This window comes from Paracoccus versutus, assembly GCF_000763885.1.
GTDB lineage: Bacteria > Pseudomonadota > Alphaproteobacteria > Rhodobacterales > Rhodobacteraceae > Paracoccus > Paracoccus versutus.
Genome location: NZ_JRKO01000138.1, coordinates 1 through 2608 on the forward strand (window position 1 = coordinate 1; position 2608 = coordinate 2608).

Below are 2608 nucleotides of genomic sequence, written 5' to 3' on the forward strand. Positions count from 1 at the left end.
AGGGCTGTTCCAGCGCATGTCCGGGCCGGCGGCGCGCAAGCAGGTCATGGATGTTCGGTTGGGTGGCTGTCATTGTCGGCTTCCACGCTGAGGTTGAACTGGCCTAATATTCCGCCGACTCGTTTCCCGTTGACAACGGCATAAAAATTCATCCTGGATTAGGTGAAGTAACCTGAATACGGCCCGGCATGCCCAATCCCCATGACTTCGCCTCGATGACCGCGCTGATCTGCTTCGAGGCGGCGGCCCGCAACATGAGCTTCAAGGCCGCCGCGCAGGAGATGAACGTCACCCCCGCCGCGATCAGCCACCAGATCAAGGCGCTGGAGCAGAACCTGGGCTGCGCGCTGTTCATCCGCCGGCACCGCGGGGTCGAGCTGACCGAGAAGGGCGCCTTCCTGCTGGTTGCGCTGCAACGCGGCTTCGAGACCATCTCGGACGCCGTCAGCCGGCTGCGCGACCGGCCCGATGCCGTGGACGTGACCATCCGCACCACCACGGCGGTCAGCGCGCTGTGGCTGACCCCCAAGATCACCGCCTTCTGGAAGATCCACCCCGGCATCACCGTCTCGCAGATCATCAGCGACGTGGCCACGGCGGCCAGCCGGCACGACCTGCACATCGGCTATGCGGTTCCCGGCGATGACGGCGACGAATGGCGGGAAATCTTCCGCGACCGCATCCTGGCCTATGGCACGCCGCATTTCGCCAGGGAACACGGCATCCGGGGAATCAAGGATCTGCTGCGCGCGCCGCTGGTCCACATGAACGACGACCACAATGCCTGGACAGGCTGGGCCGACTGGTTTCGCGAGCTCGGCCATCCGCCGCCCTCCGGGCGCAGCCTCTTCGTCAACAACCACATGATCGCCCTGCAGGCGGCCGAGGACGATGTCGGCGCGGTGCTGGGCTGGGAGGGGTTGATGGCCCGCGTCCTGCAAGCCGGCCGCCTGGTCAGCCTGGTGCCCGAGAGCATCCCCTCGCCCGCCGCCTTCTCGCTCAGGATCAATCCCCGCGCCTCCGCCAAGGCAAGGCTGTTCGCAGACTGGCTGGCGGCGGGCTGAGCCGGGTCAGGGCTGGCGATAGACCCGGGCCGTGTCTTCCTCGAAATGGCGCAACTCGTCCTGCCGGCGGGCCTCGGACCAGCCCAGGCTGGCGGCGGCGATGCGCGACAGCGCCTCGGCACGGGCCCGGCCCAGGTCGGGCTCCAGCCCGTCGGGCAGCCGCCGGCGGATCAGGTCGGCAAGCCGCACCACATGTTCGGCGGCCGCCATCTGGCCGATGCCCTGGTCCTGCGGCGGCGAAATGATCCCCTCCGGCGCCGGGCCGCGTTTGCCCAGGCGCCTTTCGACGCGGCGCGCCACCTGCCGCGCCGCGTGGCGATGCAGCATGATGGTCGAGCCGGTGACGGCCAGCAGACCGGGCATCGCGGGGTCTTCGGCCACCTCGACCGGCAGGCTGGTGGTGCGGCCGTCGCGGGTCGAGGTCGGCCGCACCCCGCACCAGCAATGCAGCACGTCGGCGCGCGTCAGCTGCAGGCCGGGGAACAGGTGGTTGGCCTCGCCCAGGATATAGTCGACCTCGGCCTCCTCGACGCGGATGTCGTCGGGGTTGGCGGTGACTTCGGTCTCGGTCGGGCCGATGAAGTGGAAATCGCGCCAGGGAAAGACGTAATAGGGCTCGCCCTTGCGGGAAAAGGCTTCCAGCCCCTGGCCGCGGAACGCCTCGGGCAGGCGCACCATGACGTTGACGCCCTTGATGCCGATCACCCGGCGCCGGCCCGAGCCGCCGCCCGGCACCCGGTCGATCCAGGGGCCGGCGGCGTTCACCACCATGCGGGCGCGGACCTGCGCCCGGCCCTGCATCTCGGGCGCGCGTTCCTCCAGCGTGACCACCCAATCCTCGCCCTCGCGCGCAATCGCCGTCACCTCGGCATAGGTGCGGATGGTGGCGCCGCGCCGCTCGGCATCCAGGGCGGTATCGACGCAGATGCGCTCGGGCCAGGCATACATGTATTCCTCGAACACGCCCACGCCGCGCAGCGGCCCGCCCAGGGCCGCGGCCATGGCGCTGTCCGCGGCCGCCTGCGCCAGGGCGAGGCGGCGATAGGCCAGCGGCACCCGCCAGCCGTCCAGCGCCTCGACCAGGCGAAAGCCCAGGTCGACCAGCCAGGGCGGATAGCGGTCGCCCCTGCGGAACGGGTAGTGGAAGCGATGTTTCGTCAGGTGGCCCGGCATGTCGCGCACCAGCTCGGCCCGGCAGCGCATGACCTCGCGGGTATAGAGCAGCCGCCGGATCATGTCGGCGGGCCGGAATGGCATCTGCCACAAGGGATAGCGCGCGGCGAGATAGCCGAGCCCGGAATAGAGCATCCGGCTGGATCGCGACGAGGTTCCTGCGCCGAAGTCTCCGCGGTCGACGAGCAGGGTGCGAAAGCCGCGTGCTGCGAGTTGGCATGCGGTGGCGCAGCCGACAGCGCCGGCGCCGATGACGATGGTGTCGTAGTCGGTGTCGTGGAGGGTTTCGATCGTCTTGCGGGTCATGTGGGGGCCGTGGTCTGCGTCATGGTCCGGGCCTTTTCGGTTGCGGCGGCGAGGGCGGTCTCGAT

The 2608-nt window shown here is 69.4% G+C and carries 2 protein-coding genes; one reads left to right on the forward strand and one right to left on the reverse strand.

What is annotated here, in order from left to right:
• Window positions 1-188 precede the first annotated feature (188 nt).
• Entirely contained in the window at window positions 189-1064 is an 876-nt protein-coding gene (locus tag IT40_RS26195; RefSeq protein ID WP_036761416.1) for a LysR family transcriptional regulator, read from the forward strand.
• A gap of 6 nt (window positions 1065-1070) precedes the next feature.
• Here IT40_RS26195 and IT40_RS26200 read toward each other — a convergent pair.
• Window positions 1071-2608: FAD-dependent oxidoreductase (locus IT40_RS26200; RefSeq protein ID WP_244274072.1), on the reverse strand; the 1538-nt coding region annotated here is incomplete at its 5' end.

What these genes read in the sequence shown, in the direction of transcription:
- IT40_RS26195 (WP_036761416.1), top strand. Translation starts at nt 189, where the DNA reads ATGCCCAATCCCCATGACTTCGCCTCGATGACCGCGCTGATCTGCTTC.